This is a genomic window from Ruegeria sp. SCSIO 43209, assembly GCF_019904295.1.
GTDB lineage: Bacteria > Pseudomonadota > Alphaproteobacteria > Rhodobacterales > Rhodobacteraceae > Ruegeria.
Genome location: NZ_CP065362.1, coordinates 289,674 through 312,415 on the forward strand (window position 1 = coordinate 289,674; position 22,742 = coordinate 312,415).

The 22,742-nt window shown below is 57.3% G+C and carries 21 protein-coding genes, 1 pseudogene and 1 riboswitch; of the genes and pseudogenes, 16 read left to right on the plus strand and 6 right to left on the minus strand.

The annotated features are described in order from the left end of the window. The first annotated feature begins 30 nt into the window (after positions 1 to 30). The 3 genes from I5192_RS20755 (at position 31) to I5192_RS20765 (ending at position 2,972) form a co-directional block, all read left to right on the plus strand. The gene (locus I5192_RS20755) at positions 31 to 1,080 is read left to right on the plus strand and encodes a TRAP transporter substrate-binding protein (RefSeq protein ID WP_170393770.1); all 1,050 of its coding nucleotides are present in this window, start codon (positions 31 to 33) and stop codon (positions 1,078 to 1,080) included. A gap of 160 nt (positions 1,081 to 1,240) precedes the next feature. Beyond that, positions 1,241 to 2,548 (plus strand): TRAP transporter large permease subunit, encoded by a 1,308-nt coding sequence (locus tag I5192_RS20760; RefSeq protein ID WP_170393768.1) that lies wholly within the window; start codon positions 1,241 to 1,243, stop codon positions 2,546 to 2,548. A gap of 13 nt (positions 2,549 to 2,561) precedes the next feature. Further along, a complete protein-coding gene (locus I5192_RS20765; protein WP_170393765.1) occupies positions 2,562 to 2,972 on the plus strand; it encodes a universal stress protein in 411 nt (136 codons plus the stop codon). Between the two features lie 70 nt (positions 2,973 to 3,042). Here I5192_RS20765 and I5192_RS20770 read toward each other — a convergent pair whose 3' ends face one another. Together I5192_RS20770 and I5192_RS20775 are read right to left on the minus strand one after the other, a co-directional pair. Continuing rightward, positions 3,043 to 3,342 carry a CcdB family protein gene (locus tag I5192_RS20770; RefSeq protein WP_223118451.1) on the minus strand — a complete coding sequence of 100 codons (300 nt, stop codon included), beginning with the start codon at positions 3,340 to 3,342 and terminating at the stop codon, positions 3,043 to 3,045. Continuing rightward, positions 3,342 to 3,572: a type II toxin-antitoxin system CcdA family antitoxin gene (locus I5192_RS20775; protein ID WP_223118452.1), complete on the minus strand. Its 231-nt coding sequence runs from the start codon at positions 3,570 to 3,572 to the stop codon at positions 3,342 to 3,344. The genes I5192_RS20770 and I5192_RS20775 overlap by 1 nt, the downstream gene beginning before the upstream one ends. 179 nt (positions 3,573 to 3,751) lie before the next feature. Then, a riboswitch (TPP riboswitch) is annotated at positions 3,752 to 3,857 on the plus strand. Positions 3,858 to 3,889: 32 nt separating this feature from the next. Between I5192_RS20775 and thiB the strand changes: the two genes are divergently transcribed. The 3 genes from thiB to I5192_RS20790 are packed head-to-tail and all read left to right on the plus strand — an operon-like array spanning position 3,890 to position 7,072. Then, positions 3,890 to 4,870 carry a thiamine ABC transporter substrate binding subunit gene (thiB, locus tag I5192_RS20780; protein ID WP_223118453.1) on the plus strand — a complete coding sequence of 327 codons (981 nt, stop codon included), beginning with the start codon at positions 3,890 to 3,892 and terminating at the stop codon, positions 4,868 to 4,870. Continuing rightward, positions 4,846 to 6,393, plus strand: coding sequence for a thiamine/thiamine pyrophosphate ABC transporter permease ThiP (locus tag I5192_RS20785; RefSeq protein WP_223118454.1), 1,548 nt, complete (start codon positions 4,846 to 4,848; stop codon positions 6,391 to 6,393). The genes thiB and I5192_RS20785 overlap by 25 nt, the downstream gene beginning before the upstream one ends. Beyond that, positions 6,380 to 7,072 (plus strand): ATP-binding cassette domain-containing protein, encoded by a 693-nt coding sequence (locus I5192_RS20790; protein ID WP_170393755.1) that lies wholly within the window; start codon positions 6,380 to 6,382, stop codon positions 7,070 to 7,072. Before I5192_RS20785 ends, I5192_RS20790 begins: the two co-directional genes overlap by 14 nt. Here I5192_RS20790 and I5192_RS20795 read toward each other — a convergent pair. From I5192_RS20795 to I5192_RS20810, 4 genes are all read right to left on the minus strand, one after another. Then, the gene (locus I5192_RS20795; RefSeq protein WP_223118455.1) at positions 7,060 to 7,578 is read right to left on the minus strand and encodes a putative molybdenum carrier protein; all 519 of its coding nucleotides are present in this window, start codon (positions 7,576 to 7,578) and stop codon (positions 7,060 to 7,062) included. The genes I5192_RS20790 and I5192_RS20795 overlap by 13 nt on opposite strands. Further along, on the minus strand, positions 7,575 to 8,507 hold the full coding sequence (locus I5192_RS20800; protein WP_223118456.1) for a proline racemase family protein: 933 nt from the start codon (positions 8,505 to 8,507) through the stop codon (positions 7,575 to 7,577). The genes I5192_RS20795 and I5192_RS20800 overlap by 4 nt, the downstream gene beginning before the upstream one ends. Beyond that, positions 8,498 to 9,457 carry a dihydrodipicolinate synthase family protein gene (locus I5192_RS20805; protein ID WP_223118457.1) on the minus strand — a complete coding sequence of 320 codons (960 nt, stop codon included), beginning with the start codon at positions 9,455 to 9,457 and terminating at the stop codon, positions 8,498 to 8,500. Before I5192_RS20805 ends, I5192_RS20800 begins: the two co-directional genes overlap by 10 nt. Before the next feature lie 62 nt (positions 9,458 to 9,519). Then, positions 9,520 to 10,122: a helix-turn-helix domain-containing protein gene (locus I5192_RS20810; protein WP_170393747.1), complete on the minus strand. Its 603-nt coding sequence runs from the start codon at positions 10,120 to 10,122 to the stop codon at positions 9,520 to 9,522. Positions 10,123 to 10,268: 146 nt separating this feature from the next. On the opposite strand from I5192_RS20810, the gene glyA reads away from it, so the two are divergent. The 10 genes and pseudogenes from glyA (at position 10,269) to I5192_RS20860 (ending at position 22,654) form a co-directional block, all read left to right on the plus strand. Continuing rightward, on the plus strand, positions 10,269 to 11,522 hold the full coding sequence (gene glyA / locus I5192_RS20815) for a serine hydroxymethyltransferase (RefSeq protein WP_223118458.1): 1,254 nt from the start codon (positions 10,269 to 10,271) through the stop codon (positions 11,520 to 11,522). A gap of 11 nt (positions 11,523 to 11,533) precedes the next feature. After that, a complete protein-coding gene (gene lpdA / locus I5192_RS20820) occupies positions 11,534 to 12,913 on the plus strand; it encodes a dihydrolipoyl dehydrogenase (protein WP_223118459.1) in 1,380 nt (459 codons plus the stop codon). A gap of 14 nt (positions 12,914 to 12,927) precedes the next feature. Further along, complete coding sequence (gene lipA / locus I5192_RS20825; RefSeq protein ID WP_223118460.1) at positions 12,928 to 13,872, plus strand: lipoyl synthase; 945 nt, start codon at positions 12,928 to 12,930, stop codon at positions 13,870 to 13,872. Positions 13,873 to 13,897: 25 nt separating this feature from the next. Further along, positions 13,898 to 15,271: a sodium:alanine symporter family protein gene (locus tag I5192_RS20830; protein WP_170393738.1), complete on the plus strand. Its 1,374-nt coding sequence runs from the start codon at positions 13,898 to 13,900 to the stop codon at positions 15,269 to 15,271. Between the two features lie 75 nt (positions 15,272 to 15,346). After that, positions 15,347 to 15,769 (plus strand): universal stress protein, encoded by a 423-nt coding sequence (locus I5192_RS20835; RefSeq protein ID WP_170393736.1) that lies wholly within the window; start codon positions 15,347 to 15,349, stop codon positions 15,767 to 15,769. Positions 15,770 to 15,785: 16 nt separating this feature from the next. Continuing rightward, positions 15,786 to 16,880 (plus strand): glycine cleavage system aminomethyltransferase GcvT, encoded by a 1,095-nt coding sequence (gene gcvT, locus I5192_RS20840; RefSeq protein ID WP_223118461.1) that lies wholly within the window; start codon positions 15,786 to 15,788, stop codon positions 16,878 to 16,880. Positions 16,881 to 16,897: 17 nt separating this feature from the next. Then, positions 16,898 to 17,263, plus strand: coding sequence for a glycine cleavage system protein GcvH (gene gcvH / locus I5192_RS20845; protein WP_170393732.1), 366 nt, complete (start codon positions 16,898 to 16,900; stop codon positions 17,261 to 17,263). A 195-nt stretch (positions 17,264 to 17,458) separates the two neighbouring features. Then, positions 17,459 to 20,228 (plus strand): annotated as a pseudogene (gene gcvP / locus I5192_RS20850) (aminomethyl-transferring glycine dehydrogenase). Positions 20,229 to 20,324: 96 nt separating this feature from the next. Then, complete coding sequence (locus tag I5192_RS20855; RefSeq protein WP_170637185.1) at positions 20,325 to 21,320, plus strand: helix-turn-helix domain-containing protein; 996 nt, start codon at positions 20,325 to 20,327, stop codon at positions 21,318 to 21,320. A gap of 317 nt (positions 21,321 to 21,637) precedes the next feature. After that, positions 21,638 to 22,654 carry a GlxA family transcriptional regulator gene (locus I5192_RS20860; RefSeq protein WP_170663629.1) on the plus strand — a complete coding sequence of 339 codons (1,017 nt, stop codon included), beginning with the start codon at positions 21,638 to 21,640 and terminating at the stop codon, positions 22,652 to 22,654. Positions 22,655 to 22,742: the final 88 nt, after the last annotated feature.

Here is a 22,742-nt window from a genome sequence, read left to right on the forward strand (position 1 = left end):
AGACTGATCCACTAACGAGGAGGAATTATCATGAAACCAAACAGGTTTGTGCACACAACCATGTGGGCAGGCGCCATAGCCGTGACCGCAAGCATTGCCGTCGCACAAGATGGGCCGCCGGATGAAGTAACCGAGTGGACCTTCCAGCCCGCATTTGACCAGACCGATGCCGGCTGGGACAATGGCCTGATCCCTTGGGTTGAAGCAGTTGAAAAAGCGACTGAAGGCACGGTCAAAATCCGTGTTGAGCCCGCAGGGGCGCTGGTCAGCGGTGCAGAGGCCTTTGGCGCAGCGGCGGCTGGTCTGACCGATGGCTACGCGGGCTGGGGTTCAGTCTATGGTGGCGACATGCCCGAAGGCATGCTGGCGTTTGGCATGGCCATGGGCGCCGACAACACCGAAGAAGCGTGGGAAGTGATGTGGGGCAACCCCGACTACCGCGTTGGGGACATCGTGCAAGAGGCCGCCAACGCGCGGAACCTGCAGTGGGCAGGCTGGACCAACCAGGGACCGAACGCAATGTTCACCAAGTTCCGTGTCGAAAAACTGGAAGATCTGGAAGGCCGCAAGATGCGCGCCGGTGGACCCCAGGCCATCTTCCACTCGACCATGGGCGGCGCGCCGGTCTCGATGAACGGTGGTGAGATTTACACCGCAATCAAACTGGGCACCATCGAAGGCACCTACTGGGATACAGGCGGCATCGATGACATGTCGTTCCAGGAAGTTATCGACTATGCGATCATGCCCGGCTGGAACCCTGCTCAGCACCAGGAGATCTTCATCAACCTGCAGAGCTGGAACGCCCTGACCGACTGGCAGCGCGAAAAGATCAACGGAGTTTTTGAAGAAACCTATTTCGAAACCAGCCGCATGCATGCGGAAGGTGTCGAAGAAGCGCTTCAAATCCTGCGCGATGCCGGTGGTGAAGTAATCGAGCTGAGCGATGAAGAAGTTGCTCGTATGCGCGAGAAATCCATTGCCGAAGTGTGGCCGCAGGTTGCAGCCGCATCCGAGGGCAACGCCAAAGGCGTGGAAATCTTCAAGAGGTTCCTGGAAGACAAGGCGAACGCGCAATAATCCCGCGCAATGTCATCTTTCCAATATAGCTAAAACTCTTTCGCTGGCCTGATCGTCGGGCCAGCGGACCAGACGGGCGCATGTCAGTGTTAAAAGCACTGCTGACACACAACCCGGCAAAGACCGCGCGAACGGCCACTAGGTAGGGAAACTAAAGATCATGAGCCTCGAACTAATTACAGCGCTGTATTTCTTAATACTGTTTGGGATCCTTTTCATGGGGCTGCCGGTTGCGTTCGGCTTGGGCGGAACAGCGGTTCTATTTGCCCTGGTTTTCGAACCTCGCGCGCTGTTGTCCGTGCCCAGTGCATTCTATTCAACGCCTTGGAATTCGGTACTGGTCACAGTGCCATTGTTCTTGTTCATGGGCTCACTCATAAGATTTTCGGGGATAGCCGAAACGGCCTATGACGCCGTTTACAAGCTGATCGGCCACATTCATGGTGGTCTCGCGATGGGTACAGTTCAGGTCTGTACTGTTTTTGCTGCAATCACCGGCATCACACCACCGGCGACCACCACAATGGGTCAGATCGCCTATCCTTCGATGATGCGCTACAAATATGATCGCCGTATCGCGATCGGTTGTATCGCGGCAGGCGGTGCATTGGGTGCGCTGATCCCACCAAGCGTTCCGTTCATCTTCTATGGATTGCTGGCCAAGGTTTCGATCGGTGACCTGTTCATGGCGGGGTTGCTGCCCGGCCTGATGCTGGCAACTTTCTACACGATCTATATCGGCGTACGTTGTAAAATCCAGCCCGAGCTGGGCCCCGCCCTGCCCGCTGATCAGAAATTCACCCGCACCGAAAAACTGACCGCCGTTCTCAGCATCTGGCCGTTTGCCTTACTCATCATCATCGTTCTGGGCGTCATCTGGGGCGGTATCGCGACGCCGGCGGAAGCTGCCGCATTTGGTGCCGCAGGCGCCTTTGTCATCAACCTGATCTACGGCAAACTGACCTGGGAGGTGCTGAGGGAATCGTTGGTGTCCACCTTGAAGCTCAGCGGTATGGGGCTTTGGATTCTGATTGGTGCCACCGTCTATCTTAATGTGTTCAACACGCTTGGCAGCCAGGACCTGCTGACCAATCTGGTTCTTTCCATGCCCGGCGGTGCAACCGGCATCCTGCTGATGATGATGCTGATCATCCTCGTCCTGGGTATGGTGATGGATGATTGGGCCATCATCATGCTGTGCACACCACTGTTCATCCCGATTATCGACGAATTGGGGATCGACAAGCTGTGGTTTGGCGCGCTGTTCATCGTGAACATCCAAATCGCTTACCTGACACCTCCGTTCGGTTTTGTGCTGTTCTGGATCAAAGGGGTTCTGCCCAAGGATGTCAGCATGGGGGATGTCTACAATTCGGTTGGCCCGTTTGTGGCACTCCAGTTCGTTGGCCTGACCCTGATCTTCATCTTCCCGCAGATCGCCACCTGGTTGCCCAACATCCTGAAATAATCCGGAGGTACAGATGTATAACCATATCCTCGTTCCAGTCGCCCCTGATCACATCAACGACTGTGCCAAATCTCTGGATGCAGCAAGCCGCTTGCTGTCGGATGGCGGTACAGTATCGGTGCTGTCCGTTCTCGAAGAACTACCTTCGTATATCGGGTCGTACTTTCCGCCCGAGCAGGTTCAGAAAAGCGTTTCTGATTTTGAGGACAAACTGAACGCATCGATGGAGTCTCCGAAGATCGGCACTCATGTTGTTACAGGTCATCCAACAAATTCCATTCTGGATTGGGCCGAGGAACACAAAGTGGACTGCATAGTGGTTGCGTCACACCAACCGGGCCTTTCGGACTATCTGATCGGTTCAACGGCTGCACGTGTGGTCCGTCATGCACATTGCAGTGTCGTGGTACTGCGCGACAAGTAGAGCAGAAGCATAACACCTGACAGGTGTTATGCGCGCAAAGTGGCTGGCCAATGAGGCCAGCTATTGTCGTTCAGAAACCTTGCATCAGCATGTCTACGGCCACGGTGATCTGCTCGAAATCATCTTTCAGATTACCCACTGGTGATTTGAGGAGTCCCACAGGAACAGCAGCCATGAACTGGGTCACCATTACAACCTGCTCACCATCTATCAGGAACTCAGGGTTGAGGCGGGTCGCTGGTTTCGGCGCACGTGCTTTTGACAAAAGCGGCACCACTATGCGGGTATTCAGATCGCTCAAAAGATCGGTTTGCACATCCAGAAGATAGCCATCGCCGGATGGGTTGGGGAATACATCGTATTTCGGCATCAGAACTGACGAAAGCGGTCCAAGGGCAACCCGTGCCGTTCAACATACGAGTTTGAGCTTAGCAGTGCCTCCGCGTTTTCGGCCCTCCACTGTGCTGCCTTCGCAGCGGCAACGGCGGCACGCAATCCTTCTTCGGCGGCACGCGACAGGTTCACGTTCAGCGCTCTGGCCTCGGTGAGCAATGCGCTATCAAGTGATAGATTGGTCGGTTTGCGTGGTTGAGTGTTCATTCTTTCTTGGCCTCCATGTGCCTGAGAATATCAATATACTATATGCGCGTCAAATATGCGCATATCTCCTAAAGGACTTCTCTGGCTTCGTGGCTCGTTCTTATGGTATTTCATTCAATGCTTATTGAACGAGAACCTAACGATTTCGGTTGAAATCATCCTCTCATCCCCCTAATCACGACCCTACCTCGGGGTGCGCTAAAGACCGCGCTGAGATGCCAATTGGCAAACCCGTTGAACCTGAACCGGCTAGAACCGGCGGAGGGAAAGGTACAGGTTTCATCCATCCTTACCCTCTCGCCGCATTGGAGGATGATATGAAACATCTGGCAATTGCTGCGGGAATACTGACTGCGACTTCGGCTGTGGCAGCCGATAAGCCCACGTTGACCGTATATACTTACGACAGCTTCGTTTCGGACTGGGGCCCCGGCCCGAAGGTCGAAGAGGCGTTTGAAGCGCAATGCGAATGCGACCTGAACCTTGTCGGCGTCGAAGATGGCGCGGCACTGCTGTCACGCATTCGGCTGGAAGGCGAAAACAGCGACGCCGATATTGTATTGGGTTTGGATACCAACTTGATATCGGCAGCTAAAGAAACCGGCCTGTTTGCACCTCATTCAGTCACTGCCGAGTATGCTCTGCCCATCGAGTGGACCGACACAGTTTTTGCCCCCTACGACTGGGGTTACTTTGCATTTGTTCACAATGCAGATTTTGCCGCTCCTAACAGCTTCCGCGAGTTGGCAGATAGTGACATCAAGATCATCATTCAGGATCCGCGTTCATCGACGCCGGGGCTGGGTCTTCTGCTGTGGGTCAAGGCCGCGTATGGCGATGAAGCCCAAGAAATCTGGGCTGACCTTGCTGACAATATCGTGACGGTTACCAAGGGCTGGTCCGAGTCATATGGCTTGTTCCTTGAAGGTGAGGCCGACATGGTTCTAAGCTATACGACCTCGCCAGCCTATCACCTGATTGCCGAGGAAGATGCCAGCAAAGCAGCAGCAGCCTTTGACGAAGGCCATTATATGCAGATCGAGGTTGCGGCCAAGCTAGCCAATTCCGATCAGCCCGAGCTGGCAGATCAGTTTCTGAACTTCATGGTGTCTGACGCGTTTCAGACGATCATTCCAACGACCAACTGGATGTACCCTGCCGTAACTCCATCTTCCGGTCTGCCCGAAGGTTTTGAAACTCTAACGATCCCTCAGAAGTCTCTGCTGTTTGATCAGGACCAAGCCGCCATTGCGCGGGAACAGGCGCTTTCGGAATGGTTGGGCGCACTCAGCCAGTAAACCCACTCCCCGGTGTCAGTGCGGCGGCCATCGTTGCCGCACTGATATTGGGCACGTTGTTCATGGTGGCGGTGCGGGCAGATGCAGGCGGCGGGTTTGGTCCCGCCGACTGGGCTGCCTTACGCTTTACCCTGCTCCAGGCGACGCTCTCTGCAATGTTCAGCGCCGGTCTGGCTATTCCGGTCGCCCGCGCACTGGCGCGCCGCCGGTTCACCGGCAGGCGAGTCCTGATCACGCTGTTGGGTGCACCTTTCATCCTACCGGTCATCGTCGCCATTCTGGGATTGCTTCAGGTCTTTGGCCGGGCAGGATGGATCTCGGACGCGTTGGGCTATTTCGGTCTGCCGCCCATTCGAATCTATGGGCTGCACGGTGTCGTTCTGGCCCACGTATTTTTTAATCTACCTCTGGCAACACGCCTGATCTTGCAGGGTTGGCAGGAGATCCCTGCCGAGCGTTTCCGGCTAGCGGCCCAACTTGGGTGCGAAGGAATGGCAATGTTCCGTTTGATCGAACTGCCAATGCTTCGCCGCATTCTGCCCGGAGTGTTGGCCGTAATCTTCGCCATTTGCCTGACCAGTTTTGCGGTTGCCCTGACGCTGGGTGGAGGGCCGCGCGCCACCACGATTGAACTCGCGATCTATCAGGCCTTTACATATGATTTTGACTTAGGGCGCGCCGCCTTATTATCCGCTTTGCAACTTGTCCTGACCGCAGCGGCTGCTTTGGCAGCCTTAAAGTTCTCGCGCGGCGACGGGTTCGGTACCGGCCTGAATCGTGAGATCCGGCGCTGGGATGGCCGAGGACCACTGCTGGATGCGTTTTGGATTATCACCGCCGCCGCGTTCCTGCTGCTACCTCTGGCATCCGTCACGATTTCGGGTATCGCTGGGCTGTTTGAGATGCCGGTTTTGGTGTTCCGTGCTGCTATAATTTCAATCTGTGTTGCCGCCGCCAGTACCATGCTCCTATTACTGCTGGCACTGCCCATGGCGACAGCCGTCGCGACAGGCCGGTTCGGCATCGTCGAACTTGGCGGACTTCTTGGCCTCGCCGCCTCGCCCTTGGTCATTGGTACGGGTCTCTTTATTCTGATCCGCCCGCTGGCCAATCCTACAACTCTTGCGTTGCCGGTAACCGCGCTTGTAAACGCGGTCATGGCCTTGCCCTTCGCCCTTCGAATTTTGGTTCCCGCAGCGCGCGATGTGTTGGAACGGCACGGGCGGTTGGCACTGGCCCTGAACATGAACAACTGGTCCTTTTTCTTGCGTGTCATGCTTCCACGCCTGCGCCCCCAGATCGGTTTTGCCGCGGGCCTGACGGCGGCACTGTCCATGGGTGATCTGGGTGTGATCGCCCTGTTTGCAGATGCGCAGATCGCAACGCTGCCCCTGCAAATCTACCGCCTGATGGGCGCCTACCAGATGCAGGCCGCAGCAGGAGGCGCGCTGCTGCTGCTTATACTATCGATGGGTGTTTTCTGGGTTCTGGATCGAGGGGGTCGCTGGCATGCTGAAGCTTGACAATTGCATCATCGCAAATGGCGATTTCCAATTAAGCGCTGACTTTGAGGTCAAGGCCGGATCCAGCGTTGCGATCATCGGTCCGTCGGGGGCAGGAAAATCAACACTTCTTGAAACTATCGCCGGTTTTCGAGACCTGAGAAGTGGGCACATCCACTGGAAGGATCATGACCTATCGACATTACCACCAGGCAGTCGACCGATGGCAATGCTGTTTCAGGACGGAAACCTGTTTCCTCACCTGAGCGCCGAACAGAATGTCGCCCTGGGCCTAAGGCCCAATGGAGGTTTGACTGCAGACGACCAACACCACATTCAATCGGCCCTCGGCCGCGTTGGCCTGCAGGGAATGGCGGCCAGAAAGCCCGCTGAATTATCAGGTGGTCAGCAAAGCCGCGTGGCGCTGGCCAGAATCCTCGTGCAAAAGCGTCAGGTGTTATTGCTCGACGAACCTTTCGCCGCCCTTGGCCCTGCCCTGAAAACAGAGATGCTCGATCTGGTCGCTGAATTAGTCGCCGAGACCAAAACCACCCTGCTTATGGTCAGCCACGACCCACGGGATGCGCTTCGGATAACCGACCAAACCGTATTGGTTGCGGATCAAATCGCACATCCACCTGCTGAGACCGAGACACTCTTCAACAATCCTCCGCCAGCGCTGCGCGATTATTTGGGCTGAATGAACTGATCCAGACAAGCGTCCAGCACCTCGTGCACACGCGGACCAATCTCGGGGGCCTCCGAAGCGCGCGGGCCTGCAATGTTCAGAACAGTAACAGGGTTGGCGCTCAGCCAATCCCGCACCTGTAGCGCGCAATTGGCCTCTCCTTTTCTGATGTCCACCACCAGATGCGGTTTTTCAGCATCAACTGCAAACTCAACCGTTTTCCGCGTGCCGGGACTGTCTGACCCGTCGATAAAAACAAGCGTGGCGTCACTGGCAAAGACGTTGAGCCTTGTCCGTTCAGCGACATCTTCAGACTTCGTTTCAACAAGCCCGCTGAGATGAGCCGGGATCAGCCCATCCTCATTTGTTCGACCCTTCGGCACCCAGCCGCCGTAAGGGATGCCGTTTGCGCGGGCAAACTCCAATGCGGCAGTGTCTACGCCGGTTTGTCCACCTGATACGATTTTCTGAACACGACGCCCGAATGGGATTCCGTCTTGCTCGTCTCCCTGCGTCAACGCGCAATACCAAATTGAAACGGATCATTCTGCGCAAAGAAGAGCTTACCCTCTGCCATCACATGCGCCTGGCCAGTTAGCTGGGGAACAATGCCTCCGCCCTGCCCCGGCTGATAGGACAGCCTGTACGAACTTCCGATGATGCTTTCCTGAACGATTTCTTCCCCAGCGGACAAGCGCCGACTGGCCGCGAGGCAGGCCAGCCGGGCCGAGCTGCCGGTGCCGCAAGGCGAGCGGTCATAGTCATCGTCGGGGCACAGAACAAAGTTTCTGCTATGAATACCTGCATTCGGTGAGGTGCCCTGAAAGATCACGTGATCAACCGGCTCGCCATTTTCGCCACCAACTTCTTGCGCAATGCAGGCTTCGCGAATTGCGATAGCCATGTCGGTCAGCGGGCGAATGTTCTCAGGCGCAATCGGGATCGGGCTTGGCTCGACAATGAAGAACCAATTGCCGCCATAAGCGACATCGCCGGTGACGGGGCCATACTCTGCAGTCTCGACCGTCACGGAATGATGTACGCGGCGGCTTTCAATGTTGGTGACCTGCACGGTGTTGGCGTCCAGCAGATCAATCTTAACCTCACCTACCGGAGTTTCGATTCGGTGCGCGCCAACCTCGATCTGTCCAAGATGCGCCAATGTTACGCCCAACCCGATCGTCCCATGGCCGCACATGCCCAGTACCGCATCCGCGTCAAAGTAGATCACGCCCGCTTTGCATTCAGCACTGACCGGTTCGACAAGGAGCGCCCCGACCATGCCGGGCTGGCCGCGCGGCTCCAGTAGAACAGACTTGTAGAACCGCTCATGTTCCGTTGCCAGTCGCTTGGCGCGTTCAGCCAGTGATCCTGAACCCAGATCAGGCCCCCCTTCCAGAATGACCCGTGTGGGCATTCCACCGGTATGGCTGTCAATCACATGCATTCCGCAATGACCCCACCCTGACGAACCCAATCGGTAAACCACGACTTAAACAAATTGTACTGTTGCTCGCAGTAATTTCTCTGGGCGTCGGATAACACGTCGGTTTCATTGAAATGCAGGCGGTATTCTTCGTCGCCGTTCAGCACCAGCAGATGCTTGTAGTAAAGAACAAGATCCGTGCCTTCGTCAAAACTTGCCAGAACGCCAAATGCCTCGTCCAGTTCGCGCGCACGCAACCGTGCTTCGGCATGTCCCTCTGCTGCCTTTTTCGAAAGCGCCGCAAGCAACAATGCCTCTTTGGGCAGCGCCGTTCCTATCCCGGTGATCGATCCGGTGGCGCCGCAATTCACAAACCCATGGTAGACTTCAGTATCGACGCCTACCATCAAAGTGACCTGATCGTCCTGCGATGTAATATGTTCGGCGGCATAGCGCAGGTCGCTCTTGCCCCCGAACTCCTTAAAGCCAACCAAATTCGGATGCTCGGCCCGCAGTGCAAAAAACAAATCCGCACGAGTGGCAAACCCATAGACAGGGCTGTTGTAGATGATCGCAGGCACGTCCGGTGCCGCAGAAAGAATAGCCTTGAAATGGTTCTTTTGCGCGGCAACCGATGAGCCTCGTGACAGAACCCGAGGGATAACCATCAACCCTGCCGCGCCGACCTTCTGTGCATGTGCTGCGTGCGCCACAGCGGAATTCGAGTTGATGGCACCCGTCCCCACGACAACCGGCAAGCCAGCGTCGACCAGTCGTTCCACGCCCTCCATCCGTTGGGCATCCGTCAGAAGCGGCCAATCCCCCATCGAGCCACAATAGACGACAGCGGACATGCCGGCCGCGATCATCTCTTTGCCCTTTTTGACCAGCGCGTCAAAGTCAGGTGTCCTGTCGGCCTTACACGGCGTCATAAGGGCAGGCATAGTTCCAGTGAAAATAGTCCGGTCCATGAGATATCCGTTTGCTCAGGTTAGTATTGGTATTCTGCGCGAAAGCGCCGTGGCCTAACGTGTCATTCCAGCGAAACCCACAGGACCCTGGCGTCTTCCTTACTCGTAGAAATACAGCCATGCCCCATACCGCTATCGTAGTACAGAGAATCTCCGGGTTTCATCGGTAAGGGGCGGTAATGCTCGGATACGAATATCAACTCGCCACTGATAACGTACATAAATTCTTCGCCTGTGTGCCTGATCCAGTTCTCATATTCTGATATGTCACGCGCTTTTATCGTCGCGATATAAGGAAGCATTCGCTTACTGGTCAGGTCCGAGCACAGCAATTCGTGCATGTAGGTCGGCGTATTTCTTATCTCGCCTTGCCCTTTCGGCGTAAAATCACGTCGCCCCGAAATTCCCGATTGTGCGGACTGCAAGAACAGCTGTGGCGTGTTCATGTCCAAGGCCTGTGTCAGCCGCCGCACGATCTCGAAACTTGGACGTGTCTGGTTGTTTTCGATCTTTGAAAGTGTTGATCGACCGATTCCCGCTTCGCGCCCGGCCTCCTCCAATGTCCAGCCTTTTGCGCGGCGTGCATCCCGGATCGACCGACCCAAAGCCGCCCCCTCGTCCTGTTCTTCCGGTCCGGCACCATCTTTCAGGTTGTCCTCAGACATGGGAATCTCCTTGTTTTATCAAAGCTTACTCATTTCCCCCGAGCCAAACAACTTTACTGTGATGAAATTTTTGTTGCCTTGCGTACACTAATTCCACTATAGGAAACAAAATTTCGTACACTGGAACGAGATTACAGGAGGAGATCATGTTCACAAAACCGCTCACCGAGGCTGATCCCGTCATCGCAGCATCGATCGCACGCGAGGGCATGCGCCAGGCTGAACAGATCGAACTGATCGCTTCCGAGAACATCGTCTCTCAGGCAGTGATCGATGCGCAGGGTTCCGTACTTACAAACAAATACGCCGAGGGCTATCCGGGTCGCCGCTATTATGGCGGGTGTGAATATGTGGATGAGGTTGAGGCCGAAGCCATTGACCGATTGAAGAAGCTGTTTGGCTGCGAATATGCAAACGTTCAGCCGCACTCGGGCGCGCAAGCCAACGGGGCGGTTAAGCTGGCACTACTCAGCCCGGGTGACACGATTCTTGGTATGTCGTTGGATGCTGGGGGTCACCTGACCCATGGCGCAAAACCTGCCCAGTCCGGCAAGTGGTTCCGTCCGGTTCAATATGGCCTGACCCAGGCCGGGCTGATTGACTATGATCAGGTTGAAGAATTAGCGAAAGCCGAAAAGCCCAAACTGATCATTGCAGGCGCATCGGCCTATTCGCAAAAGATCGATTTCGCACGCTTCCGCGCCATTGCCGACGAAGTTGGCGCATGGCTTCTGGCAGACATGGCCCACATCGCCGGCTTGGTTGCGACTGGCCTGCACCCCTCGCCCATCGGGCACGCACACATTGTTACGTCGACTACGCACAAGACGCTGCGCGGTCCGCGCGGTGGGATTATTCTTACAAACGATGAAGCGCTGGCAAAAAAGATCAACTCGGCTGTTTTCCCGGGTCTGCAGGGCGGCCCCCTGATGCATGTGATCGCAGGCAAAGCAGTCGCATTTGGTGAAGCGCTGCAGCCTGAATTCAAAGAATATATGCAGCGCGTTGTCGACAGTGCCTCGGCACTGGCCAACGTGATGATGGCGCGCGGGTGCGACATCGTTTCGGGCGGCACTGAAAACCACCTTATGCTGGTTGATCTGCGCCCAGTCGGCGTAACCGGCAAAGACGCCGAAGCGGCGCTAGAGCGTGCAGGATTCACCTGCAACAAAAACAGCGTTCCGGGTGATCCCGAAAAGCCCACTGTCACCAGCGGCATCCGTCTCGGTACGGCCGCAGGCTGCAGCCGTGGGTTTGGACCAGAAGAGTTCAAACAGATTGGCCACATGATTGGTGATGTGCTGGACGCGCTGGCACAATCGTCTGACGGTGACGAGACCGTCGAAAAGGAAACCCGTGAAAAGGTCCGCGCGCTCTGCGCAAGCCACCCGATCTACTGAAAGAAGACCAAATGACTTACGATCTTATTGTCATCGGGGGCGGTCCGGGCGGCTATGTCGCCGCGATCCGCGCGGCACAACTGGGCCTGAAAGTTGCCTGCGTCGAAGGACGTGGCGCACTTGGCGGGACCTGTTTGAATGTGGGGTGCATACCCTCCAAAGCGTTGCTGACCTCCTCGGCCAAATATGCCGAACTTGCACATCTCTCCTCCCACGGTATTGCGGTCGAGGGGGCCAGCATCGATGTGCCCGCAATGATGGGACGCAAGGACAAGATCGTAGGCGACCTGACCAAGGGCATTGCGTTTTTGTTCAAAAAAAACGGCGTAGATCTGATCGAAGGGTGGGCCAGAATTCCGGCCGCTGGTCAGGTCAAGGTGGGTGACGAAGTCCATGAGGCCAAGAGCATCCTCATTGCCACTGGTTCCGAACCTACCCCGTTGCCAGGAATTGAGATTGACGAGCAAGATATCCTCAGTTCGACGGGCGCGATTGCGCTGGAGAGTGTGCCCGAGCATCTGGTGGTGATCGGTGCCGGTGTCATCGGACTGGAACTTGGGCAAGTTTGGGCGCGTCTCGGAGCCAAAGTTACGGTCGTCGAATATCTAGACCGCGTGCTGCCCGGCATGGATGGTGAAATTGCCAAACTGGCGCAACGCGCGCTGTCAAAACGTGGCCTGAAATTCCAGCTGGGCCGGGCACTGAAATCCGTCGACAAAACGGATACTGGTCTGACACTAACTGTGGACCGCGTCGGCAAGGACAAAGAAGAAGTGATCGAGGCCGACAAGGTGTTGATCGCCGTGGGTCGCCGCCCAGTCACACGTGGCCTTGGCTTGGAAGAGCTGGGCGTGGCCGTGAACCAACGCGGTTTCATTGAAGTTGATGGCGCATTTCAGACATCTGTCCCGGGCATCTACGCCATCGGTGATTGCGTTCCCGGACCTATGCTGGCGCACAAGGCCGAAGAAGATGGTGTCGCCTGTGTTGAGATGCTGGCAGGCGAAGCTGGCCACGTCGATTACAACACCGTCCCCGGCGTGGTGTACACCGACCCCGAAGTCGCCTCGGTTGGTTTGACCGAAGAAGCACTGAAAGAATCCGGTGCCGAGTATTCGGTCGGCAAATTCGCCTTCATGGCGAACTCACGCGCGCGTTCGACCGGTGAAACAGACGGTGCAGTGAAGGTTCTGGCAGACCCGAACGGCCAGATCCTGGGTGCGCATATATGCGGAGCCCATGGCGGCGATCTGATCGCTGAACTGGTTCTGGCGATGACAAAGGGCGCAACGGTGTCCGAAGTCGCTGCAACCTGCCATGCGCACCCGGCCATGGGCGAGGCCGTCAAAGAAGCCTGCCTCGACGCCCTGGGCCGCGCGATCCACGCATAAGGGAGACCAGCCAGATGACCATCCAGCTTCGTCCTCGCCACCCGGAAAAAGCCAAAAAGGCCGACAGTGTCATCCCGCGCAAGCCTAAGTGGATTCGCAAGAAAAAGGGCGACAGCGCTGAATACTATGAAACACGACGCCTCATGCGCGAGCATGATCTGGCAACGGTCTGCGAAGAAGCCGCCTGCCCCAATATCGGCGAATGCTGGTCCAAGCGTCACGCGACCATGATGATTATGGGTGAGGTCTGTACGCGGGGTTGTTCGTTCTGCAATGTCTCAACGGGTCGCCCGGATGCTCTGGATGTGTTTGAACCCGGGCGAGTCGCCGCCGCCGTCAAGAAACTGGGCCTGCGTCATGTGGTGATCACCTCGGTCGATCGCGATGATCTGGCAGATGGTGGGGCCGAGCATATCGCTCAGACCATCCGTGCCGTGCGCCATCAGAACGCCGGTACGACTGTCGAGGTTCTGACACCCGATTTTCTTGGAAAAGGCACTGCGTCAGAGATCGTATTTGAAGCGGCGCCAGACGTTTTCAACCACAATCTGGAAACTGTGCCGCACCTTTATCCAACTGTGCGACCGGGTGCACGCTATTACACCTCGCTGCGTCTGCTGGATGTTGCCAAACGCGCGAACCCGGAGCTTTTTACCAAATCTGGCCTGATGGTCGGGCTTGGCGAAAGTCTGAACGATGTCCGTCAGGTCATGGACGACCTGCGCGCGGCCAATGTCGATTTCCTGACCGTCGGCCAATATCTGCAACCGACCCCTAAACACCATCCGATTGACCGGTTCTGGACACCGGAAGATTTTGCCCAACTGGAACAGATCGCGCGTTCCAAGGGCTTTTTGCACGTGTCGGCAACGCCGCTGACCCGATCATCGTTCCACGCGGACGAAGACTTTGCCGCCCTCAAGCAGGCCCGCCAGCGGGCTTTGGCGAACAGGGCATAAACCTAACGCAAATGGGAGGGAAACCATGGAAGCGTTAAATTCAATCGTAGGGGCCATCAATGGCGTCGTGTGGGGGCCGCTGATGCTGGTTCTCATTCTCGGCGTTGGCTTCTTCCTGCAGGTCGGCCTGAAGTTCATGCCGATCCTGCGCATTGGCACGGGCTTCAGCCTGCTGTTCAAAGGCCGCGAAGGTCAGGGCGAGGGCCAGATCAGCCCGTTCAACGCGCTGATGACCTCGCTATCTGCGACTATCGGTACGGGCAACATCGCTGGTGTGGCCACTGCTGTCTTCCTGGGCGGTCCGGGTGCCTTGTTCTGGATGTGGATGACCGCCCTGGTGGGCATGGCCACCAAATATGCCGAAGCTGTCTGCGCGGTGAAATACCGCGAAAAAGACGAGCTTGGTAACTATGTCGGCGGCCCGATGTACTACATCAAAAATGGCCTCGGCGCGAAATGGGCCTGGCTGGGTGTTGCATTTGCTCTGTTCGGCGCAATCGCGGCGTTCGGCATCGGCAACGGCGTACAGGCCAATGGTGTTGCACAGGTTCTGGAGTCGAACTTCGGCCTGAACACTTCGGTTACCGGCGTTGTCCTGATGGTTCTGACCGCGGCCGTGATCCTGGGCGGCATCACCCGCATCGGTGCGGTTGCAGGTAAACTGGTTCCGTTCATGGCGATTGCCTACATCGTCGCAGGCCTGCTGGTTCTACTGATCAACATCGGTAACATCGGCTCCGCTCTGTCGCTTGTTTTCACCTACGCCTTCACCCCGTCGGCCGCCGAAGGTGGTTTCGCGGGTGCTGCCGTTTGGGCCGCGATCCGCTTTGGTGTGGCACGTGGTGTTTTCTCGAACGAAGCCGGTCTGGGTTCCGCTCCGATCGCACACGCCGCAGCCGAGACCAAAGGTCCGGTCAACCAGGGCCTGATCGCGATGCTGGGTACGTTCATCGACACAATCATCGTCTGCACCATCACCGGTCTGGCAATCATCTCGTCGGGTGCGTGGACATCGGGTGAATCCGGTGCAGCACTAACCAGTCACGCGTTCGAACTGTCGCTGCCGGGTATCGGTGGGTATCTCATCGCCATCGCTCTGTCGATCTTTGCCTTTACCACCATTCTGGGCTGGTCCTTCTATGGTGAGAAATGTGTTGAGTTTCTGCTAGGCGTGAAATCCCTGATGCCCTACCGCGTCCTGTGGATCGTCATGATCTATTTTGGCGCAACAGCGGATCTGGGCTTCATCTGGCTGCTGGCCGATACGCTGAACGCGATGATGGCCATTCCGAACCTGATCGCCCTGGCGCTGCTGAGCCCGATCGTCTTCAAACTGACGAAAGAGTTCTTCGCTTCGGGCGGCAAGTCCGAAGAGCCAGGCGGCACACCCGCCGAATAATCTCGGATGAAAATACGGGGGGCCATCCCGGCCCCCCGGCTTCAAACAGAATTCCATTTCTCGAGGAGAGACGTGATGGCCACGAAAATCCTGCTGCCGATTGATCACACCGACGACCGTTCGTGGAAGAACGCCCTGCCGCTCGCACAAGAACAAGCAAAGTTCTACGGTGCCGAATTGCACGCGATTGCCGTCATTCCTGAGATCATCCAGTTGCCGAACCTGCCCGCCAACTATGGCGCAGGCGCAAAAGACCACGTGCGCAATGCGGTGCAGGCCATACTGGATCACAACGGTGCATCTGATGTGGCGATCCATATCGAAGAAGGCAGCGTCTATCGTGAGATACTGAAGCTCGCCTACAAAGAGGGCTTTGATCTGATCGTCATGGCTTCGACCAAAGGCGATTTTCCGAACTACGAGATTGGCCCGAACCTGGCCCGTGTCGTGCGCAACGCGCATTGCACCGTCACGGTTGTTCGCGACCAGTCCCGCTGATTGAAAGGTTAGTCTGATGACCGAATTAAAACGCACGCCTCTTCACGCTTTGCATGTTGAGTTGGGGGGTAAGTTGGTTGATTTTGCGGGATGGGAGATGCCTGTTCAGTATCCTTTGGGGATTATGGGGGAGCATAAGCAGTGTCGTGAGAAGGCGGCGGTGTTTGATGTGTCTCATATGGGTCAGGTGATTTTGCGGGGCGAGAATGTGGGTGAGAAGCTGGAAGCGCTTTGCCCGCAGGCCTATGCGACGCTGAAGGAAGGCAAGGCGCGGTACGGGTTCTTTACGAACGCAGAAGGCGGGATCATGGATGACCTGATCGTGTCGAATGCGGGCGATCATTACTTTGTGGTGGTGAACGCGGCGCTGCGGCATCAGGACATTCCGCATATGCGTGAGCACCTTGAAGGCGTCGAAGTGATCGAGATTTTCGACCGCGCGCTGGTGGCGGTTCAGGGCCCTGCGGCGGAAAACGTTGTGGGCGAACTGTGCCCCGCCGCGCGTGATCTAAAGTTCATGGAAACCACGGTTGCCGATATCAACGGTGTTGAGTGCCGTATCTCGCGGCTGGGCTATACCGGCGAGGATGGCTACGAGATCTCGATCCCCGAGGACAAGGCGATCGAGATCACCAAAGCCTTCCTGGCGCATGAGGATTGCGAAGCGGCCGGTCTGGGCGCGCGCGACAGCCTGCGGCTTGAGGCAGGTCTGTGCCTTTATGGCAATGACATCGACCAGAGCACCTCGCCGGTCGAGGCCTCGCTGGGCTGGGCGATGCAAAAGCGCCGCAAGGAAGAGGGCGGTTTCCCGGGCGCGGACCGCGTGCAGAAGGAACTGGCCGAAGGTCCCGCCAAAAAGCTGGTGGGCATCAAGCCCGAAGGCCGTGCGCCTGCGCGTCAGGGTGTGGAAGTGCAGTGCCTTGAGGGCAACAGCATCGGCCAGATCACCTCGGGCGTGTTTGGCCCCACGGTGGGTGGACCGGTGGCGATGGGCTATGTGAGCAAAGGCCATGGCGAGCCGGGCGAGAAGGTGAACCTGATCATCCGGGGCAAGCCGCAACCGGCTGAGATCGTGGCGCTGCCCTTCGTCAAACAGAATTACAAGCGTTGAAGTCAGGAGAGAGAGACATGGCAACCTATTATTCCGAAGAGCATGAATGGCTGAGCGTTGACGGCGACACCGCCACGCTGGGCATCACCAAACACGCCGCCGAGCAATTGGGTGACGTGGTGTTCGTGGAACAGCAGGAAGCAGGCGACGAGTTCGAAAAAGGCGGCGAGATCGGCGTGATTGAATCCGTCAAGGCGGCGTCCGAGCTTTACGCACCGGTCGACGGCGAGATCACCGAGGTGAACGAGGCACTGGCCGACAATCCCGGCGCGCTGAACGAAGACCCCGAAGGCGAGGCCTGGATCTACAAGATCAAGATCGCGGACGCCTCGCAGCTCGAAGACCTGATGGACGAGGCCGGCTACAAGGCCTTCATCGGTTAACTCAGGCGGCGGGTCCGTGCGCGGCCCCGCCCCTTCATCTGTTTCCAAATACTTCCGCCGGAGGCTCCTGCCGTCTCCGCCGGGCCTGACCTATCCTTGAGGAGCGCACACATGGCCTTCAAACTGACCGATTACGAAGCCTATGACTTCGCCAACCGCCGCCATATCGGGCCCAGCCCGACCGAGATGCGCGACATGCTCAAGGTGATCGGCTTCAAGACGCTGGACGAGCTGATCGACGCCACCGTCCCGCCGGCGATCCGGCAGAAAGAGCCGCTGGACTGGGGTCCGGCGATGACTGAGCGCGATGCGCTCTTTCACATGAAAGAAGTGGCGAGCAAGAACAAGGTTCTGACTTCGCTGATCGGTCAGGGCTATTATGGCACCACCACGCCGGCGCCGATCCTGCGCAACATTCTGGAAAACCCGGCCTGGTACACGGCTTACACGCCCTACCAGCCCGAGATCAGCCAGGGCCGACTTGAGGCGCTCCTGAACTTCCAGACCATGGTCAGCGACCTGACCGGGCTGGACGTGGCCAACGCGTCCTTGCTGGACGAAGCCACAGCTGCCGCCGAAGCGATGGCCATGGCCAAGCGCGGCGGTCGGTCCAAGGCCAACAACGCGGCCTTCTTTGTCGACAAGAACTGCCACCCGCACCATCGCGGTGATTAAAACGCGCGCCGAGCCTCTGGGCATCGAGGTGCAGGTGGCTGATCCGGACACGCTGGATGCGGGCGCGGTCTTTGGTGCCATCTTCCAGTACCCCGGCACCCATGGCCATGTGCGCGACTTCACCGCCGAGATTGCGGCCCTGCATGAACACAAGGCGATTGCCATCGTCGCCGCCGATATCCTGTCGCTGGCGCTGCTGAAGTCGCCCGGTGAGATGGGCGCGGATATCGCCATCGGCTCGACCCAGCGCTTTGGTGTGCCGATGGGCTATGGTGGCCCGCACGCCGCGTATATGGCGACCACCGACAAGCTGAAGCGCTCGATGCCGGGCCGGATCATCGGTGTCAGCATCGACAGCCGGGGCAACAAGGCTTACCGCCTGGCGCTGCAGACCCGCGAACAGCACATCCGGCGAGAGAAAGCCAACTCGAACGTTTGTACTGCGCAGGCGCTGCTGGCGGTGATTGCCTCGATGTATGCCGTGTATCACGGCCCCGACGGCATCAAGGCCATCGCGCAATCGGTGCACCGCAAGACCTCGCGTTTGGCCGCCGGTCTGGAAGAGGCAGGCTTTGCTGTGGAGCCGGAAGTGTTCTTCGACACGATCACGGTTGAGGTTGGCCATCTGCAGAAAACGGTCATGGAGGCCGCTGTGGCCCGGGGCGTCAACCTGCGTAAGGTCGGCGACACGAAAGTGGGCATCAGCCTGGACGAACAGACCCGGCCCGAGACCATCGAGGCGGTCTGGGGGGCCTTCGGCATCGACCGCAAGGATGACAGCTCGAACGTGGCCTATCGCCTGCCGGATTACGCGCTGCGCGAAAGCGAGTACCTGACCCACCCGATCTTCCACAAGAACCGGGCCGAGGCCGAGATCACGCGCTATATGCGCCGTCTGGCCGACCGCGACCTGGCGCTGGACCGGGCGATGATCCCGCTGGGCTCCTGCACCATGAAGCTGAACGCCACGATCGAGATGATCCCGGTCACCTGGCCCGAGTTCGGCAACCTGCACCCGTTCTGCCCCGAAGATCAGGCGCAGGGCTATCACGAGATGATCGATGATCTGAACGACAAGTTGTGCCAGATCACCGGCTATGACGCGATCTCCCAGCAGCCCAACTCGGGCGCGCAGGGCGAATATGCGGGCCTTTTGACCATCCGCAACTATCACTTTGCCCGCGGGCAGGGTCAGCGCAATGTCTGCCTGATCCCAACCTCGGCGCATGGCACCAACCCGGCCTCGGCCCAGATGGTGGGCTGGCAGGTTGTACCGGTGCAGGCGGATGACAAGGGCAACATTGATCTGGCCGACTTCCGCGCCAAGGCTGAAAAGCACTCCGATCATCTGGCCGCCTGCATGATCACCTACCCCTCGACCCATGGCGTGTTCGAGACCACCGTGCAGGAGGTCTGCCAGATCACCCATGATCATGGCGGTCAGGTTTATATCGACGGCGCCAACATGAACGCCATGGTGGGTCTGTCGCGTCCCGGAGACATCGGCGGTGACGTCAGCCACCTGAACCTGCACAAGACCTTCTGCATCCCCCATGGCGGCGGCGGCCCCGGCATGGGTCCGATCGGCGTCAAAGCGCATCTGACCGAGCATCTGCCCGGCCACCCGGAATACGGCACTGCCGTGGGTCCGGTCTCGGCGGCGCCCTTTGGGTCGCCCTCGATCTTGCCGGTTAGCTGGGCCTATGTGCTGCTGATGGGCGGCGCGGGTCTGACGCAGGCCACGAAAGTGGCGATCCTGAACGCCAACTACATCGCGGCGCGGCTCAAGGATGCCTACCCGATCCTCTACACCTCGGAAACGGGTCGCGTGGCGCATGAATGCATCCTCGACACCCGCCCGCTGGACGAAGCGGCCCATGTCAGCGTCGATGACATCGCTAAGCGTCTGGTGGACAGCGGCTTCCACGCGCCCACCATGTCCTGGCCGGTGGCCGGCACCCTGATGGTCGAGCCTACGGAATCGGAACCCATGGACGAGCTGGACCGCTTCTGCGACGCCATGCTGTCCATCCGCTCCGAGGCACAGGACATCATCGACGGCAAGATCGACGCGGAAAACAACCCGCTGAAAAACGCTCCCCACACGGTGCGCGATCTGGTCGGCGACTGGGACCGTCCCTACACCCGTGAACAGGCCTGCTTCCCCCCAGGCTCCATGGGCGTCGACAAATACTGGTCCCCCGTCAACCGCGTCGACAACGCATACGGAGACCGAAACCTAATCTGCACATGCCCGCCAATGACCGAATACATGGACGCAGCTGAATAAACCTCAATCAATAAACCCTCGCCAACTGGCGGGGGTTTCAATCCGAATTCGGGAACGATTGCTCGCGGCCGAAGCGCTAAAGAAGGTGGAGGAGAAATGAAGCATTATGTCCCTGCAAATGACCATGCGCATTTGACCGAAACCACGTTGGCACGACCCAAACGAGACCATCAGATCGAGATCATTCTTTGCGAGGGCGGAGCGGAAGCATCGGCAGATATGCTGGTTGATTTCTATCGTGCCCTGAATGAACTGAACGAAGGCCATACATACATTACAAATATCCGCACCATTGCCGACGGTGCTGCGGGCGGACCCTTGCACTGGGCCGGGCGAACCGCGATTTTCTGGGGGGATATCTACAAAAGCTGGCCTCTGACACCGTCGGACAAAACCTGGATCGCCCAAGTATTGAACCTGTCCTACCGATCAATTCTCGTTGGCGGTGCAGTGTTTCTTCTCGCCCAGACTAGTCGCGCAACCAAGCGGATTGCATCGGTTCACCCCAACTTTTCTGCCGCAGCGCAAGAGGTTGGACTGATCGACGTCGGTTCGGGTACATACTGGTCCTCAGATAGCCGCACCCATAGCGCATCAACCAGATTGGGCACGTTGCGTTTGTTGTCCGATTTTGTTGCCTTTGATCACGGCGAGCATCTTGCCGAGTCAGTACGCAGCTATATCGGGTTGGCCGACAGGCAAACTACATGCGCAAGCCAACTGGCAGCTCGATTGATCAGACGTTCAAAAGCCGACCCAATGGTGCGACAGGTTGTTGAAAAGATGCAGAACAATCTGGAGGATCCGGTTAGGATACCGGAACTTGCGATGGCGCTTGGTACATCAACGCGCCAGTTACAGCGGCGGTTTCTGGACAGAACGGGTGTAAAACTGCTGACAACGTATCGGGAACTTCGCCTAGAACGGGCCTATGGCCTGCTTCAATTTACCGAGATGACCTATCTTGAAGTGGCGACTGCTACGGGCTTTTCTTCCACAAGTGCATTGGTGCGTGCGTTCCGGGATCACTATGATGCATCGCCCGAAAGTGTACGAAATCGGCGATTTGCAGGCAAAACTCAGGCTGTTTAGCTTGATCGTGTGAATCGACAGCGCAGTCGAATGCGGTTGATACCACACTGGGCCTGACCTTTTGGCATTCACCATTCATGAGGTTGACGACAGATACGATTGTTAGTCCAGTTAACAATGCTTTGCCACCGGCCCAAATATTGGCCCGGCTAAATCCTCAGTTGCCGTCTTTCAGACAAGTTCGCAGCTACGCGCTGGCTAATTGTTGTCGTGGGACCTCTCGCTTGTGATCTGCGAAGTTGATACGCTAGTGTTTCGATCGATGCGATTTTGTACGGGTCGGTTTACCATCCAGGTCCGCACTAGGAAAAGAGAGCATGAAACCTAGGAATTTCGTTCCGAAAGGGGCCGCGACGTTCGACATCGATTATGACGGACCATCCAACGAGATCTATTTTCTGTTACTGCCGAAACTCACCATGCTTGCCTTTAGCGCAGCGGTTGAACCGCTGAGGATCGCCAATCAGGTCACCAACAAAGAGCTCTACAAGTGGTTTCTGATCTCCGAGGATGGGAACCCTGTTCGATGCTCCAACGGAGTCGAAATAGCAGCTGACTTGGCTCTGCATAATTTACCGCGATCATCCAGATTGTTTGTGTGTTCAGGGATCGAACCATCGGAAAGCATTAATTCAACGATCCTTTCGTGGATCAGCCGTCAGAAAGCGTTTGGCTGCAAGCTTGGTGGAATTTGTACCGGCGCATTTACGCTGGCCAAGGCAGGTATGCTGACCGGCAAGAGGTTCACACTGCATTGGGAAAACCAACCCGCCTTTGTTGAACACTTCGAACACCTGACACCATCGGCGAACCTGTATGAGATTGACAATGATCTGATGACCTGCGGTGGAGGTAACGCGGCAACCGATATGGTACTGGACATGATTGAAACCGACTTCGGAAAGGATCTGGCCATCATCGTCTCGGACATGTGCATCCACTCACGATCCAACAATCAAAAAACGCTCCAGAAATCCGCGTTTTCTGTCGCGTTGGGCAGTCGGAACCAATACCTGATCAACGCCATCCAGATCATGCATGAGAATCTGGAAGAGCCTCTGGATATCTCTGAGATTGCCAAGATCGTTCAGATTTCTCGCCGACAGTTGGAGCGGCTGTTTCAAAAGTATGTCGAGGTTTCCCCGGTACAATTCTACATCGAGTTGCGTGTGGCGCGCGCCTACGCGTTGCTAAGCGAAACAGAAATGACCGTTGCTGAAATTGCGGCCGCCACGGGTTTTGGCAGCGCGACCCAACTGACAGTTCGGTTCAAGAAACGATACGGCGCAGCGCCGACCTCATTCAGGCGAGGCTGGTCGGGACAGAACGATTGAGAGATGCCGTGCCGGTGGACCCGGCTGCGATCGTACTCTACCAATCAGGGCTAGAGTCCGAGTTCGCCCCGCTCGGATAGCACCTGTA